Origin of the sequence: Dendronalium phyllosphericum CENA369, assembly GCF_016056275.1 — a bacterium.
Taxonomy (GTDB): domain Bacteria; phylum Cyanobacteriota; class Cyanobacteriia; order Cyanobacteriales; family Nostocaceae; genus Dendronalium; species Dendronalium phyllosphericum.
This window is the reverse complement of the sequence record NZ_JAECZA010000096.1, coordinates 1-16047: the sequence shown is the minus strand read 5'-3', so window position 1 is coordinate 16047 and position 16047 is coordinate 1. Positions and strand designations below refer to the sequence as shown.

Sequence of the window (16047 nt, the reverse complement as noted above, 5' to 3'; positions counted from 1 at the left end):
GTACCGCTCATGGTAAGGGTAGAGAGCATGATTTTCGTATATTTAAAAATAGTAAAGTTAGGTTGAGAAAAGACATAAAATGCTTGGGAGATAAAGGTTATCAAGGTATTCAAAAACTACATAGCAATAGTCAGATTCCTAAGAAAAAACCTAGAGGAGGTAAGTTAACTTGTGAGGATAAAAAGAGTAATCAAAAATTAGCCAAAATCAGAGTTTTAGGTGAGCATGTAAATCGGAAGCTGAAGATATTTAAAATTTTGTCCCTCACTTATAGAAATCGTCGAAAAAGATTTAGTTTGAGGTTTAATCTGATTGCTGCTCTCTACAATTACGAGCTTCATCTTTCCCAAACCGAATTTACCTAAGTGACTTTTGCAAGAGGTCTATTGAAAATTTTTGGTAAAACGATAGCAAATCTCAGCTAAATTTACTGCCTCCTGCCAAACTTTTAAATCTCGGTAAGATTGAATTTTTGAGTCCCCCATAAGTTTTGTCAAGTTATCCCTACACCCTACACCCTCCAACTTTTCCATATACCGTGAAAAGTCAGAGCCAAAAACAGATTACAGATATTTAGATACCGCAGTCTAACTAGCACATTTCGTTGTTTGAAGTTCTATCGCATCAGAAATAAAACAGCTTCCTCCAAACTTATTTAGAATTGGTTTCACATATGCCTCAATTAATAGTTGTTGTTCGGGGTGAAAGAAAGCAATGATATATACATTATCTTGCAAACTCATTGCCAAATCATCTGTTAGTTTGCCCCTTTTTTCTTTGCCACATACATTTTTAATGACTGTATGACCAAGGACATCTGCCCGTTCCAAAGCCTGTAAAATTTTACCTTGTTCGACTGAATTGGCAAAAATTTCTATTCTTTTAACTGACTGCATAATCTTATCTCCAAAATATACTAATTCCGTCTCAACTTGTTCTCCTGTCAGTATGCCCACGATCGCACTGACAACCAACAAATATTCAAAACTATTAAGCCAAGCTTTTTCTACTACTTTTGACTTAATTAATAGCTTTTATTTATGAATTATTCTAAATTTTATCGCTTTTAACTAAAAAATAATAATTAAAACTTATTGTTTTCTTCCTAAAATCGAGCTAATTGCTTCGCAGGCGTAGAGTTTTAGGCGATCGCTATTAATCAATTCCACTTTATACACATTTTTTTTGTGTGTGGATATAATGCAAGCAAATGTAAGCAAGTACTTACATATTCGAGGAATGCTACATTTAGTGATACCCCAACTACATTAGGTTATAGTTACGAATGCTACATCGAAACTTGTGTTGATTTGTTTGTACGTGGCATCAGCACTCTGCCAATCAATACAGATTATTCCTAACCAATATCAAGCGCAGGATTTTGATAGTTCCATCGAATTCTACAAATCACAGTAGAGAAAAAAGGCTGAAATATCCTGTGTATAAGTATTTTCCAGTCAAGATTACATTGCTATAGTTTAAATCTACCAAGGCGAGAAAACGAAGATGTCCCATTCTGAGTTCCCTGATTCTCCATTTCCCGTTGAACAAGAACAACCTACCGTTACTGATACTAATGAAATTCAACAACAAGAATCGCCTGTAGAAGAAAAGCAACTACCTGAGCCAAAAAAGCAGCGTTGGCCTTTGATATTGGGAATTATTTTGTTAATTGCAGGCGGTGGCTGGGGTTGGCGCTGGTGGCAAAACAGCCATACTAGTAATGTATCTGCAAGCGTTGGAAGTGCTGCTAAACCGATGGGAATTCCCGTCAAGCTAGCCACCGTTGAGACTGGAACTATCCAAGAAACTTCTGATTTTGTTGGCTCTTTGGAGGCTCCCCGCTCAGTTACACTCAAGCCAGAAATAGAAGGGCGAGTAAATGAAATTTTATTCAAAGAAGGCGATCGCATCCAACGAGGACAAGTTGTGATTCGCCTGCAAAGTGACAATGCCCAAGCCCAACTGTTACAAGCAAAAGCCTCGCTAGAACAATCCCAAGCACGTCTTGCCGAACTCAAAGCAGGTACGCGAACAGAAGAAATTGCCCAAGCTAAGGCTCAATTAGCTCAAGCTCAAGCTCGTTTGACAGATGCTCAAGCTGGCGCACAACCAGAAGAAGTTGCTCAAGCTGAAGCTCAAATTGAATCAGCCAAATCTGATTTAGAACTAGCGCGATCGCGCGCAAAGCGATACGCACAATTAAGAAAAGAAGGCGCAGTTTCTCAAGATGCCCTAGACGGATATCTTAAAGAACAACGTAGTGCTGAGGCTGCTTTGGTTGTAGCTCAACGACGCTTAGAACAAGTCCGCAAAAGCAGAAGCTCGGATATTAACGAGCTAGCTGCTGCCTTAGAACAACAAAAACAAAACTTGAGGCAACTGGAAAACGGTTCCCGTCCAGAAGAGATAGCTCAAGCCCGCTCTCAAGTAACTCAAGCAGCCGCTCAAGTCCAAGCAGCTCAAGTCCAACTGCAATACACAAATGTCCGAGCTCCGTTTACAGGTATTGTTGGTGATATACCGATAAGGGTAGGAGAGTATGTAGGCAAAGGAGATGAACTCACCACCCTTACCAAAAACGACTCTTTGAAATTGAATTTATCCATCCCGCTCACCGAAGCCAAACAGTTGCGTATAGGATTACCCGTGCAAATGTTGGATGCTCAAGGTCAACCCGCAGCTACAGGTAAGGTAAGTTTTATTTCTCCCGATGCCAGTACAAATTCGCAAACAGTTTTAGCTAAAGCCACCTTTGACAATTCTAGAAATCAACTGCTCAATCGTCAGTTAGTGCAAACTAAAGTAATTTGGGACGAACGTCCAGGAATTTTAATTCCAGTTACCGCAGTATCTCGTCTAGGTGGGGAAACTTTTGTTTTTGTAGCTCAAACACCAGAAAAACCCCAACCAGGAACGCCGCCTTTGGTAGCTGAACAAAAATCTGTGAAATTAGGAGATATTCAAGAAAATAATTATCAAGTTCTTGAAGGACTAAAAGCTGGTGAAAAAATCATCATTTCTGGTCTACTTAACCTAACTAATGGCGCTCCTATCATGCCTGCATCTGAAGAAGCGGCTAATAGCAAGCCCTAAAGAACTAATAAATCAGTCAAAGCTGGGATAGTTGGGGAGACTGGGGGAGAAGAATTAGATCGTAGTGTTGCTGTCACTAATTGAATAATTATTTCTTGGAGTTCCCTGAAAAGAAGTTTCAGGAAAATATGTCCTCTCTGTTGTAGGTGATTGTCAGTTGATGCTGAAAAGCTCAAGAGGGACTGATGATTACTCGAACTTTAGACCTCATTTTTATCGATTTGTTCGCCTTTGCGATCAACGGGACTTTGGGTGCGGTGCTTCGGACTAAAATTTGCAACTACTCATGGGACGGAAAAATTAAGCGCGAACCTCAAACCGAACAGATAGTTTCTAACAATCTCCGCCAACCATCAATGCTACAAGATATTGAACAGGCAAATCAAGACGAAGAAAAACTCTAATTTTAGATAAGTTTCACTATGGGCTTCCAATCTCACTATCAATGAGATTGGAAGTTCTAGGTGAAATATTTAGTAATTACCAATTCAAAGCATTGATAGAGGCTGCGGCAACCATTGCTCTAGTTCAGAGTTATTTTGTCGAGAATTTTGATAGCATCGCTAGTCTTTACTGCCTTCTTCTTTGTGCAATTAATTAGTGGTACAGCTACTTTTTATGTAGTGGCGAGTGTAAGAATCGCCACATTTTACCCATCAAAAAAAGTACAAGAAGCGGTACTGCACGCGAATAAACCTTACTTGCAGTTCATACATATCAGAGGACAGGTAATCTGCCAGAGGGCGACGCAACTCATATCTTGATGCAGCAAGTTGCTGTCAAAATTACTGATGGCACAATATAAGTTACTGATTATACTAAGCATTTAGAGCCGATTAAACGGCTTTATATTTGTCTATACAGATTTATATGATGGACTTTTCCAAAATTCAACAAGCATTAATCAGCCTACCGGATAATGCTCCCGAACCGATAGTTTGTCACGTATTTATCTCAGAACTACTAAAAATCTTAGGTTTTGATGTGATGGAAACTGTTCCAGAGTTTACCACTGGAAATGGTGGTAATACTGCTGATTACGCTGTTCGCAAGAACTCTGAGAATGATATCTTCATCAACACCAAGTCAAATCCTTACCTGCTACTAGAGGCAAAAGGCAGAACTATCAACCTCAACCCAAATTCTGCAAGCTATAAAACAACAGTTAACCAACTTAAAAATTATTTACTTGCTCCAAATTGTAAATCTGCTCGATGGGGAATTATCTGCAACGCGAACTATATCCAATTATTTAGAAAACATGGTAAAGCCATACATCCTGCATTTCCCTGCTTAGAAATTACACCAGATAACCTGGATAAAATTGTCTCGGCAATCAAGCAGAAAATAGATGAACCACAAAAAGCTTTGACTGTGGCAGTTTATAACAACAAAGGCGGTGTAGGAAAAACCACAACCACAATCAACTTAGCAGCTACCTTGGCACTATTAGGAAAACGAACATTAATTGTTGACTTCGACCCCAACCAACAAGACCTCACAAACTCATTAGGTCTTAAACCCAAAGAAGATACCTTGTATTCGTGGTTAGTCAATAAGAATAGCGAATTACCTGATGGATTAATTAACTCATGTAAATTCTCTCTAAAACCTAGTATTTCATGGCAATTCGACATCATTACTAGTGATGAAAAACTTCAACATCTGCAAGAAGAAAGGCTGCGTGAAATGATCAGTCCTCTCAGGCTGAGGCAAGCATTAGAGCCATTAAAGTTGCAATACGATTATATTTTGATTGACTCTCCACCAAACTGGAGATTTTTTAGCAAAAGTGCAGTGTGTGCAGCGGATGTGGTTTTAATTCCCACCAAGCACAATAGCATCTTTTCATTAGAAAATGCGGTAACTGTGATTAAACGTTTTATACCTGAAATTCAAAAAGACAGGAAAGACGGAGGGCCGATTGCGCTACCTATTTTTTTCAACGGTGAGTCTATTACAGTAGCAGCGAGAAACACTGCAAAAGAGGCTATAGACCAAATCATAGAGCAAGGTAAAAAAGATAGACCATTACCTATCGACCTCACGCCCTACTTTTATCCTCGTTCAAATCACCCCATTTTTGAACTGCCCAGCTATGCAAATATTGCCGGCGCTGCATTTACTCGTGTACCAGCTGCCTATAAAAATAAAATAGCTTACGAGCATTATTTGGCACTAGCTAAAGAATACTTTTTGCAATAAATTAACAGGTTAAAGATATGAGTTTAAGTAATGTTGGAAATTTGATGTGGCTTTACATGAATGAAATAAGCCCAGGTCAAGGCACGAATGCACCAGAGTTTTGTATTAAAGCGGCTGGAAGAGTATTGATGGAATCAGGTGGTCGTAATTGGGTTCCGGTGATTGTGAAAGAAATCGAACAAGACCAGTATGAAGTAATTGGTAACTCATTTGTTTATGCGATCGCCCAGGAAGTAGGTTTAGAAAGAGTATGGTGCATTGTCACAGATTCTAGTGAAAAAACATTCGATTTGACTAGGATTTTAACTGGTGAATTAATACCTAAACTTAATTTATCAACTGCAAGCAGAGATGAAATTCAAGCGGCGTTGCAGTATCTAATTGAGAAACCTAACAGTGAATTAAAAGGTGTGAAACTAGCGATCGCTACCAATCGGATTGATGAGGCTTCACGTCAATCTTGGAAAAACTTTGAGCCAATTACAAGGCTAAATTGTGGCATCACCAAGGGAAAAAAGCTGGATGCACTCAAAGAAGTATTTTATCTTACTCCTCAATCAGAACCAGAAGTCGTAACATCAAAAGTTACTCCAGAGACTAATTTGAATACTTTGACAGTCACAGAGCTAAAAGATATGGCGAAAAAGCAAGGAATTTCTGGATACAAAAATAAGAAAAAACAAGAATTAGTCGCTTTGTTAACACCAGCTTAATCTGAAAAAAGAGAATAGGTTTAGGGGATGTTTGAAAAGTGGTTAGCTGTGATTTTAGACACTTGTTGATCCCCCCAGCCCACACCAGTCGCTCTACTTGGGGAGGGTGAATCCTTCGGATACGCTCTTGCTAGCGCCACTTTGCCAGACGCTCTTTCGCTCTTAGCGTCTCACACCACTTGCTCGACTTGGTGAGGCAGTCGGAATCTTGGACGGCACTTCCTTCAAGCCGGGAAACCCGTCCAACGGAGTGCTTTCGCTTCCCGTCGAGTCCGAACTGCCGTTAGCGACGCAGGAGCGTCACCCAAAGGGGGAAACCCCAAGACCCTAAAGGGTTCGGCAGTGGCTCCCCTTGGGAAAAGACTCGCTAACGCTACGTTAACGACGCAAAACGCCAAGACAGCAAGTGGACTCACCAAGACCGCGCTGGCTCCCCTTAAAAAGCTACTGGCGTGGATAATGGGATCGGATGATTTGTGTGTACACCGTAGCTTGTAAATGGGGGGAATAGTCTGTGCGATGGGATATTTTTTTAGTTGGAAGTCCCTAACTGTCAACTGTCAACGAACCTCACGAGCGATCGTGCAATTTCAAAGCGTAATAGCTTATTATTTATGTTTGTGCAAACGCAGCCATACAGCACCTACACCAACAATTAGTTCTCCAAACAAAAAAGAAGGTTCAGGAACAGAATTAGTATTTTCGGGAGTGGCAACATAGATACCTTGAGTCCCATTAGCAAGTGAAGCTGCAAAAACGATTTGACCGCGATTATTCAGCCCTTGAAGATCAAAAGATTCAATACCTGTGACTTTGGAATCCAAGAGATTGTCGCCAGTAGCGATGACTTTATTTTTGACTATATCTGATCCCGTAAAAATCCCTTCACCTCCAGATTTCAAAAAAGCCCAAAAAGCTACTTTTCCATCATCATTAATAGCAGGAGAAGCACCAAAGCCATCAAAGTCACCGCTAGTATCAGCAATTGTGGTGAGCGACGCACCATTACCAGTAAAAATGCCTTCCCCTCCAGATAGCAAATTAGCTAGAAAAGCAACTGTTCCTTCTTCGTTGAGAGGAGAACCATCACCAGAGAGAGAACTAAATAAATTATTGGTGTTGGCGATAGTAGTAGTTACCTGACCGTTACGAGTAACAAGTCCTTTATCTGGCAGAATGAAAGATACTGTTCCTTGATTATTGATTACAGGATTGCCTCCATTTGTGTTGGCAATAGAGGTAATTTTTCCATTGCTATTAATATAAATATTGCCAAATTCATTATCAGCAAAGGCAACTGTTCCTTTATCGTTAATTGAGGGTCGAGATACAAGAATACCTTTAGCATTATTGTCAAAGTAAACAGTGGCAGGTAATCCACCATTCCCAGTAAAGAAGCCGACACCTGAAACCTTATTTAGTGTACGTTCGCCCTGAAAGGCCACAGTTCCGAAATTATTTAAGGAAGGAGTACCTAGAGAACTAAAAGAACCATTAGTGCCGTTGGTGTCAACGATGGTAGTAATCTTTTTACCATTAGTACTAAAGATACCAGTACCACTGTCTTGATTATTTGCATAGGCAGCACTAAAGGCTACCGTTCCTTCATCGTTGATGGCGGGAGAATCGAACTCATAAACGGGAATGCGGAAGAGACTATTGGTATCTACAATTTTTTCAAAAGTGAAGGAGGCGGCTTGAGCTTGGTTTGTGGTAAGTAAGCCTAACACGGTACTACATAGCATGGTTACTGCTAACTTTCTTACAGTCATAGCCAATCTAAATTCGTGAAACAACCTAAATTTTGTAGGTAATCAAGAAGACAAACGGTATTTTTTTTATGACACCATTTATCGACTTTGTAATTATGGTTAGATTCTAGTCGATTCTTATACAGGTTATAAATATCAAAATACTGAATCTGAGGTATCAAATAATGCGATCGCTAGCAATAATCAATACACATTACTGAATTTCTAAAATTTTAAAATGTCTAACGATTCTTCTATTTCTAAATCTAAAATTCTTTCTCTTGCGTCTTGCAGCGCTTCTATATTACCTTGTTTGCGATAGATATCTGCGGCTTTTTGAAAGTCTGCAATTGCTCCTTGTTTATCTTTTAACTCAGAACAAACATTGCCGCGATTATAATAAGCATCGCCACGATTGGGATCGATCTTAATTACTTGAGTGTAATCTTCAATAGCTTGCGCTAAATTTCCGATATCATAGCAAGCATTGCCACGGTTATAATAAGCGTCGGTAAGATGGGGATTAATTTGTATTGCCTGAGTATAATCTGCGATCGCACCTGCAAAATCGCCTAAATTAGAGCGATCGTTACCACGATGATAATAAGCATCAGCATCATGAGAATTAATCTGGATTGCCCGACCAAATCCTTGGGGATATCCTAATAAATACCGAGCAATTCCCTGATTTTTATAAGCATTGGCGTAATGAGGATTAATTTTAATTGCTTGCGTGTAATCTTCAATTGCTCCTTGGTTATCTCCTATATGAGAACGAGCTTCTGCACGGTTTTTATAAGCCACAGCAGTATTTGGATTAATGTCGATCGCTTGAGTGTAATCTGCAATTGCTTCTTGGTAATTTCCTAGTTGATAACGCGCTAAACCTCGCTGATTGTAGGCTTTAGCATCTTTGAAATTCAGCCGGATTGCTTGAGAATAATCTGCGATCGCCGCTTCGTAATTTCCTAGTTGATAATAAGTCAAACCTCTTTTATAATAGATATACGTATCATTTATATTTATTTGCAAGGCTTGATTATAGTTAGTAATAGCAGCTTCATATTGTCCTTTTTCAAAGCATTCATCACCTAAATTTGCATAATCTATATCTTCTTGATGGGAATTTAAATGGTTATCTAAAGCCAAATACAAAGAAGGTTTAATTATTTGATTGTTTCTCTGTGTAGATAGCGATCGCAATTTTGAGTAATACTGATGGATTGAAGTTTCTTGCTTGGGAGAATTATCGTTTCCAGAAGATTGGCACTGTTCTAAATAGCACCACAAACCGCCTCCATATAAAAGTTGTTCTATGCCAAACGAAATTCTACCAGTTTTTAGTTTAATCATTCGCGTCGGCAGAAAGCCAGCCAAGAAAAGGTGATATTCTGATTGCGCTTCATTCACCTCTTCTTGAATAAAAACACAGACTACAACTGCATTTTTTTCGACTTCTTCAGAACTTATTGACCATCTGACTTTATCTATACTGCCATGACGAGATTTCACTTCAATGCCAATTGTGGGATTGGCAGTTAGTGTAAAGTCAATTTTACCGTCGCCGCCGAATCTCTTTTCATAATCAACTTCTGTAATAAAATCTCCTAAACGTTCTTTGACAACTTCTTCACCGAGTTTTCCCTTCAGATAACTAATAAAAACGTCACGGACTGGCGAAACACGCTTATATTTTTCAGCCATTTCCCAGCAAAAGTCCCGTAGTATTTTTAATCTCTCTCCAGAAATTATAGTTAATTCACTATATTGACCTTCTATTTCACAATGAAGCAGACAACCAGATTTTAGCCTTTGAATAAAATCAGACTGTAGCGATCGCAGTAGAGTAATCCAGTCCATTTATATTTCTGCGAATCTTTTAATGAGATTATTTTATTAAAATATCTAGTTAGCGTAAACTTTTCAATCGGGGAACTCCCATAAATAAATTGGTTTAATTTCTTTCCCCTGTTCTCAGTCCTAGTCTTTAGCCTCCAATCCAATGATTACCACTTCTCTCAACAATTTGCCAGAAGATTCAGTTTCCCACAATCCTGAAATCAAGAAAAAAGTAATGTTACGCTTCGGCGATTTACCTCACCTGACTAATTTTTCCCAAGCCCGCTTTGCTGTCGGACAAACTGCGTCAGCCCACGCCCACCAAGATATGTGTGAAGTATTCTTCGTACAAGCTGGTGAAGGAGTCATTCGCATTGATAACCAAGAATATCCTCTGCTTCCAGGAAATTGTGTAGCGATAGAACCGGGAGAAGTTCATGAAGTGATTAATAGTGGTTCAACTGAACTAGTTCTTATTTATTTCGGTTTACAAATTAATAGTTGAAGAAGAATTCACCAAGTCAGAATTCAGGAATCAATTACTGACGGGTCTGATTCCACTTCCATCTTACTGAATGTGAAGAATTTATGAAGCAAAGCTGAATCATAACTATTGTGAAAATTTGTAAAGATTTTTGGGGAAGACTAAGTATGGCAATACTGCTTTTCTAGGAATTTGCTGAACTTGGAAAGCAGCAATAATACCTGAAAGGCAAAGGATTGAAATTATGCTCGCTAACTGTAGCATGATAAATGCTAATGATTTGAGCCTAGAATTAGATTCGACCTTACAAGAATTACCAGTATGGAATGTTGAGGTTGAGATAGACCTTCCAGGTAATGAATTAATTAGTCTTTTTGAGCACGAGCCTTTATTGCCAGGAATTATCTTAACTAAAAATCAGTATTTTGTGGGAATGATTTCTCGGCAAAGATTTTTTGAGCAGATGAGTCGCCCTTATAATTTCGAGTTGTTTTCGATGCGACCTATCCAAAATCTCTATAGCTTTCTCAATCCACAAGAGTTCGTATTATCTGAAGATATTTTGATTGTAGAAGCAACTCAGCTAGCATTGGAGCGATCGCCCCAACTTGTATACGAACCAATTTTAGTGAAAACTGAGTTAGGAAAATATGGAACAGTGGATTTCCACCTGTTACTTTTAGCTAACTCGCAGATTCATGCTCTCACACTGACAAAACTACAGCATGTCGAGAAACAATCGCTAATAGCTAAAGCAGGGTTTCGGGATCTGCAACATAACTATACTCGATTATTACAAAATGAAAAAATGGCTGCTTTAGGTCAGCTAGTTGCGGGTATTGCTCATGAAGTCAACAACCCCATCAATTTTGTTGCTGGTAATCTCGTCCATGCTATGGACTACAGTCAGCAATTGCTCAACTTGATTAGCCTGTACCAGAAATACTATCCTCATCCGGTAGCAGAGATTCAGACTCTAGTTAGCAAACACGAATTGGACTTCATAACTGCCGATTTACCTAATTTGCTAAATTCTATGCAAATTGGTTGCGATCGCATCGAGCAAATTGTTCAGTCTTTACGAAATTTTTCTCGTTTAGATGAATCTGAGAGAAAAAACGTTGATATTCATCAAGGTATTGATAGTACTCTGCTAATTTTACAAAGTCGGCTCAAGAACCAAAAAACTCATCATAGTATTAACATCATTAAAGATTACGGAACTCTCCCTCTAGTGGACTGCTATGCTGGATTACTCAATCAGGTATTTATGAATCTTCTGGCAAATGCTATTGATGCCTTAGAAGAGTTCGATGCATCGACGGCTTACCCCAGAGTAAAACTTACTAGTTATATTCCAACAATTCGCATTTGTACCGAACTTACAAAACAACAAGTACTGATTCGCATAGCTGATAATGGGCCGGGAATTCCTGAAGATGTAAAAAAGCGATTATTCGATCCATTCTTTACCACTAAACCTGTTGGTAAAGGTACTGGATTAGGACTATCTATCTGCTATCAAATTATTGTAGAAAAACATGGCGGACAAATGGATTGTATCTCTACTGTGGGACAAGGAGCCGAGTTCATTATTCAACTTCCACTTATTCCCACTGTTTCCCCCACTTGTTATCTGTAAGCATTAGACCTCTTGCAAAAGTGCTTTTTGCAAGAGGTGGGACAAAAGAAAAGTTAAAGGGAAAGAGGGAAAAACTTTGTTTGATTCCTTTTCCCAGTCCCTAGTCCCCAGTCCCCAGTCTCCAGTACCCAGTATCTTAGTCATTTGGTTGCCAATGTGGGTTTATAAGACTTGTAAGAATATGATCTTGCCATTGTCCATCAATCATTAAGTAGTCTCTAGCATATCCTTCAACAACAAAACCGAGTCTTTTAAGTACATTGCCACTGCGCTGATTGTGTGGCATATAATTTGCCATGATTCGATGAAAGTTTAATTCTTGAAATACATAGTCACTAGCAGCTTTTAGCGCTTCTGTCATATATCCTTTACCTTGCATAGCTTCAGCAAGGCTATATCCTACATAGCAAAAGTGAGCAGAACCTCGAATAAAATTATTAAAATTGATCGTCCCAATAATTTCTTTAGGATTTCTTTTAAAAAAAATAAATAGCTTTAAAGATTGGTCGTGGATAAATTCTAGAAAGCTATTTTCGAGATTATATTGCCAGTATTCTTGTGTAAAAAAATTTTCAACCCAACGCGGATAGAATGGCGTAAGATATGCTTTGTTATCATTAAAATATTTGAGAATTTGGGGTATATCCTCTTGAATCCCAATTCTTAATAACAGGCGATCGCTTGCAATTAATGGCAATTCTGATTTCATAAAACCGTCGATTTAATTATTATTAACATTTTTTTGATTTTTCAAATTCTCGCATCCCTGCGGCCTGTGGCTGAAAGTCTTTGTCAAAGATAGTCAAGTAGTTGTAGCATTAATTATTAAGCATAGCATTTGTGAGATTTACACCAAGTAAATCTGAACCTCGCAAATCCACACGGCTAAGATTCATACCTTGCAAATTAGCAAATTTTAAATTAATAGAGTTGTCAGCAAATATAAGAGTAATTTATTCTATATAGTCTTTTTTTCCCCTCTGCCCCTCCGCCCCTCCACGCGATCGCACCAAGTAGACTAAACTGGTAAAAGCGCGAGATATACTCACCCATCGTCAACGCAAAAGTTTTAAGAAATTTGATAATTACTATTTAATGACCAAACAACTCCCACAAGAGTATATAAACGGACAACGTTCCACTACTGAGTTGAGCTACTCTAATATAAAACTGCTAAGTAGGTGGACATAATTAAATGTAAAATGCCAACCTGTGAAACCCTGTCATCAGCTGGCATTTACCTTCAGCATAGCTGCCTTCTACTTAGAACCAGCAGCGGTTTACTCGTGAGTCACAAACAAATGACTCTTAAGCTCCTAAACTTGACACCTAACACAATCTAGCAGCAATTGGATCTAGGATTGAGTTAACAACTTGTTGAATATAAAGATTTTTCAGCGCAAAGAGGTCTTAAACTATGGAACTGACAATTGACAACGTTGAAACAGTCTTAGATGAAATGCGCCCTTATCTAATTTCTGATGGCGGTAATGTGGAACTTGTAGAACTTGATGGGCCTGTAGTCAAACTCCGGTTGCAAGGTGCTTGTGGTTCTTGTCCTAGTTCCACAATGACCCTGAGAATGGGCATTGAACGTCGTCTGCGGGAAATGATTCCTGAAATTGCCGAAGTCGAGCAAGTAATCTAGGGACTGGGGGGCTGGTGATTGGGGACTGGTGACTAGGGACTGGGGACTAGGGACTGGGGACTGGTGAGACAGCGCTCTTGGTAGGGTTTCCCGACTTGAGCAAAGTGGCATCAGGCGACTGCGTTAGCGAGCTTGCGAGCGTCACCCGAAGGGGGACTGGTAAAAATTTTCCCGATCGCTAATTCCCGATCCCCGATCCCTAATCTCCGATCCCTAATCCCCAATCGCTAATCCCCAATCCCCGATCCCCAATACCCAATCACTCTCTATGCCTCATCCACTCTACGTCGCGTTTATTTGGCATCAACATCAGCCGCTGTACAAATCTCCTGACAGCGGCGTTTCGCTTTCTTCTAGTCAACACTACCGCTTGCCTTGGGTACGGTTGCATGGCACTAAGGATTATTTGGATCTAGTATTAATCCTAGAGCGGTATCCTAAGTTACACCAAACGGTGAATTTAGTACCATCGCTGATATTACAAATAGAAGATTATATTGCTGGCACTGCTTTTGACCCTTACCTTACAGCTAGCTTGACACCCGTTGAACAACTAACTCAGCAACAACGGGAGTTTATTATCCAACACTTTTTTGATGCCAATCACCATACTTTGATTGACCCGCATCCCCGCTATGCCCAGTTGTATCAGCAAAAGCAAGAAAAAGGGCAATCTTGGTGTTTAGCAAATTGGCAATTGGCAGATTATAGCGATTTGCTGGCTTGGCACAATCTAGCGTGGATCGATCCGCTGTTTTGGGATGACCCAGAAATTGCCGCTTGGTTAAAACAAGGTCGGAATTTTAGTTTAGGCGATCGCCAGCGCATTTATTCTAAACAGCGCGAAATTCTCAGTCGCATCATCCCCCAACACCGCAAAATGCAAGCAGCGGGGCAGCTAGAAGTTACTACCACGCCCTACACTCACCCAATTTTGCCCTTACTAGCTGATACCAACTCTGGGCGGGTAGCTGTGCCAAATATGACGCTACCTTACTATAGATTTCAGTGGACAGAAGACATCCCTCGCCACTTGCGTAAAGCTTGGGAGCTATATAGAGATAGATTTGGACAGGAGCCGCGCGGTTTATGGCCTTCAGAACAGTCAGTCAGTCCAGAAATTTTACCATACATTATTAAACAAGGTTTTCAGTGGATTTGCTCGGATGAAGCTGTCTTAGGTTGGACGCTAAAACACTTCTTCCATCGGGATGGGGCGGGGAACGTCCAACAACCAGAATTACTATATCGACCATACCGCCTAGAAACACCAGCAGGTGATTTGGCAATTGTCTTTCGCGACCACAGATTATCGGATTTGATTGGTTTTACCTATGGCGCAATGCAGCCAAAAAAGGCAGCCGCAGACTTAGTCGGACACCTGCAAGCGATCGCGAAAAAACAAAGAGAACACCCCAGCGAACAACCTTGGTTAGTTACCATCGCTTTAGATGGAGAGAATTGCTGGGAATTTTATCAGCAAGACGGCAAACCTTTCCTAGAAGCGTTGTATCAAAGCTTGAGCAACGAACCGCACCTGCAACTCGTCACTGTCTCCGAATTTATCGAACAATTTCCACCCACAGCCACCATCCCCGGAGGACAACTGCATAGCGGTTCTTGGGTGGATGGTAGCTTTACCACCTGGATTGGCGACCCCGCCAAAAACCGCGCTTGGGATTACCTAACACAAGCTAGGATAACCCTAGCAAATCATCCCGAAGCTACAGAAGAAAATAACCCAGAAGCTTGGGAAGCTTTGTACGCTGCTGAAGGTTCTGATTGGTTCTGGTGGTTTGGTGAGGGACATTCCTCAAATCAAGATGCCATCTTTGACCAATTATTTCGAGAACATTTGTTTGGCATTTACAAAGCTTTAAATGAACCCATACCACCCTATCTCAGACAACCAGTGGAGGTTCACGAAGCACGAGCTGACCATACACCCGAAGGATTTATTCATCCTGTTATTGATGGCAGAGGTGACGAACAAGACTGGGATAAAGCTGGACGCATAGAAATCGGCGGGGCGCGGGGGACAATGCACAATAGCAGTGTCATTCAGCGGCTGTGGTATGGGGTCGATCACCTCAATTTCTATTTACGAGTGGACTTTAAAAGTGGCATTGCACCAGAGAAGGATTTACCACCAGAGTTAAATTTGCTGTGGTTCTATCCCAATAAAACAATGCACAACAGCCCAGTTCCCTTGGCAAATGTGCCAGATGCAGCCCCAATGAACTATCTGTTCCATCATCATCTAGAGATTAATTTGCTGACGCAATCGCTGCAATTTAAAGAAGCTGGAGACAATTATCAATGGCATCCTCGTTTCAGCCGCGCTCAAGTAGGTTTAAATACTTGTTTGGAAGTGGCAGTACCGTGGGCAGATTTACAAGTTCCACCAGATTATCCCCTACGCTTGATTTTGGTGACATCGGATGAAGGACGTTTTCGCAACTATTTGCCAGAAAATACTTTAATTCCGATTGAAGTACCTTAGATAGTTGAACAGGGTGTGGGGGGTAGGGTGTGGGGTGTAGTGAAGACGGCGTTGAAAGAGGATTCTGACCCCTTAGGGCGCAAGCGCCCTGAAAGGGTGGGGCTTTTACCCTGGAGGTTGTTGGGGCTATTTCTTTCCCCACACCCCACACCCCACACCCTACACC

15 protein-coding genes are annotated in these 16047 nt (G+C 40.4%); 10 read left to right on the top strand and 5 right to left on the bottom strand.

Translation table 11 applies throughout. The features are described from left to right. A partial coding sequence (locus tag I8752_RS18765) for a transposase family protein (RefSeq protein ID WP_214433813.1) occupies positions 1–365 on the top strand: 365 nt, incomplete at its 5' end. A gap of 222 nt (positions 366–587) precedes the next feature. Here the strand turns inward: I8752_RS18765 and I8752_RS18760 are convergent. Next, on the bottom strand, positions 588–896 hold the full coding sequence (locus tag I8752_RS18760) for a P-II family nitrogen regulator (RefSeq protein ID WP_214433817.1): 309 nt from the start codon (positions 894–896) through the stop codon (positions 588–590). Positions 897–1506: 610 nt separating this feature from the next. Here I8752_RS18760 and I8752_RS18755 point away from each other — a divergent pair. The 4 genes from I8752_RS18755 to I8752_RS18740 all read left to right on the top strand — a co-directional run bounded on the left by I8752_RS18755 (position 1507) and on the right by I8752_RS18740 (position 6014). Next, the gene (locus I8752_RS18755; RefSeq protein ID WP_214433812.1) at positions 1507–3096 is read left to right on the top strand and encodes an efflux RND transporter periplasmic adaptor subunit; all 1590 of its coding nucleotides are present in this window, start codon (positions 1507–1509) and stop codon (positions 3094–3096) included. A 185-nt stretch (positions 3097–3281) separates the two neighbouring features. Continuing rightward, a complete protein-coding gene (locus I8752_RS18750) occupies positions 3282–3500 on the top strand; it encodes a hypothetical protein (RefSeq protein ID WP_214433811.1) in 219 nt (72 codons plus the stop codon). A 466-nt stretch (positions 3501–3966) separates the two neighbouring features. Further along, positions 3967–5301 carry a ParA family protein gene (locus I8752_RS18745; RefSeq protein ID WP_225895751.1) on the top strand — a complete coding sequence of 445 codons (1335 nt, stop codon included), beginning with the start codon at positions 3967–3969 and terminating at the stop codon, positions 5299–5301. A 17-nt stretch (positions 5302–5318) separates the two neighbouring features. After that, complete coding sequence (locus I8752_RS18740) at positions 5319–6014, top strand: Rho termination factor N-terminal domain-containing protein (RefSeq protein ID WP_225895750.1); 696 nt, start codon at positions 5319–5321, stop codon at positions 6012–6014. Between the two features lie 608 nt (positions 6015–6622). On the opposite strand, the gene I8752_RS18735 is transcribed toward I8752_RS18740, so the two are convergent. Next, the gene (locus tag I8752_RS18735) at positions 6623–7786 is read right to left on the bottom strand and encodes a DUF7453 family protein (RefSeq protein WP_214433810.1); all 1164 of its coding nucleotides are present in this window, start codon (positions 7784–7786) and stop codon (positions 6623–6625) included. 204 nt (positions 7787–7990) lie between these two features. Further along, positions 7991–9625 (bottom strand): tetratricopeptide repeat protein, encoded by a 1635-nt coding sequence (locus I8752_RS18730; protein WP_214433809.1) that lies wholly within the window; start codon positions 9623–9625, stop codon positions 7991–7993. Between the two features lie 142 nt (positions 9626–9767). On the opposite strand from I8752_RS18730, the gene I8752_RS18725 reads away from it, so the two are divergent. Continuing rightward, positions 9768–10109 carry a cupin domain-containing protein gene (locus I8752_RS18725; RefSeq protein WP_214433808.1) on the top strand — a complete coding sequence of 114 codons (342 nt, stop codon included), beginning with the start codon at positions 9768–9770 and terminating at the stop codon, positions 10107–10109. A gap of 223 nt (positions 10110–10332) precedes the next feature. Further along, a complete protein-coding gene (locus I8752_RS18720; RefSeq protein WP_214433807.1) occupies positions 10333–11730 on the top strand; it encodes a sensor histidine kinase in 1398 nt (465 codons plus the stop codon). A gap of 136 nt (positions 11731–11866) precedes the next feature. Here the strand turns inward: I8752_RS18720 and rimJ are convergent, their stop codons facing one another. Both rimJ and I8752_RS38625 read right to left on the bottom strand, forming a co-directional pair. Next, positions 11867–12439, bottom strand: a complete 573-nt coding sequence (gene rimJ / locus I8752_RS18715) for a ribosomal protein S5-alanine N-acetyltransferase (RefSeq protein WP_214433806.1) — start codon at positions 12437–12439, stop codon at positions 11867–11869. Positions 12440–12548: 109 nt separating this feature from the next. Beyond that, a complete protein-coding gene (locus I8752_RS38625) occupies positions 12549–12656 on the bottom strand; it encodes a pentapeptide repeat-containing protein (RefSeq protein ID WP_404827103.1) in 108 nt (35 codons plus the stop codon). Positions 12657–12753: 97 nt separating this feature from the next. Between I8752_RS38625 and I8752_RS37450 the strand changes: the two genes are divergently transcribed. From I8752_RS37450 to I8752_RS18700, 3 genes are all read left to right on the top strand, one after another. After that, a complete protein-coding gene (locus I8752_RS37450) occupies positions 12754–12921 on the top strand; it encodes a DUF3386 family protein (RefSeq protein WP_225895752.1) in 168 nt (55 codons plus the stop codon). A gap of 226 nt (positions 12922–13147) precedes the next feature. Then, positions 13148–13378, top strand: a complete 231-nt coding sequence (locus tag I8752_RS18705; protein ID WP_214433805.1) for a NifU family protein — start codon at positions 13148–13150, stop codon at positions 13376–13378. A 268-nt stretch (positions 13379–13646) separates the two neighbouring features. Continuing rightward, entirely contained in the window at positions 13647–15881 is a 2235-nt protein-coding gene (locus tag I8752_RS18700; RefSeq protein WP_214433804.1) for a glycoside hydrolase, read from the top strand. Positions 15882–16047 lie beyond the last annotated feature (166 nt).